We start from the raw sequence: 494 nt of genomic DNA, 5'->3' as shown, positions 1-494 counted from the left end.
CGGTCGATGGTGGTCAGGAACTTCTTGAACTCGATCGTGCGGTGGCGCGAGTGTAGGGAGCCGATGACCTGGCCGGTGGCGATGTCGAGGGCGGCGTACAGACTGCTGGTGCCGTGGCGCTTGTAGTCGTGGGTGGCTCGCTGCGGGGTGCCGGGCAGCATCGGCAGGATCGGGGCAGTGCGGTCCAGTGCCTGGATCTGGGACTTCTCGTCCACGCAGAGCACGACCGCTCGCTCGGGCGGATCGAGGTAGAGCCCGACCACGTCCTTGACCTTGTCCACGAACAACGGGTCCTTCGACAGCTTCCACGACTCCTGGCGGTGGGGCTGGAGCCCGAAGGCCCGCCAGATCCGCGAGACCGCCGACTGGGTCAGGCCGACCTCGGCGGCCATGGACCTGGTCGACCAGTGCGTGGCATTACGAGGCGACGACTCCAAGGTCTTGGCGATCACCTCCTCGACCTGCTCGTCGGTGACCGTGCGGGGCCGGCCCGG

The 494-nt window shown here is 67.8% G+C and carries 1 protein-coding gene; it reads right to left on the bottom strand.

The window, feature by feature from the left end:
• Nucleotides 1–494 (bottom strand): IS630 family transposase (locus ACYQ0U_RS22805; protein ID WP_459976169.1); only part of this gene is annotated, 494 nt, incomplete at both ends.

The organism is Nocardioides pyridinolyticus (genome assembly GCF_054653575.1).
This window is presented reverse-complemented; position numbering and strand designations above follow the sequence as displayed.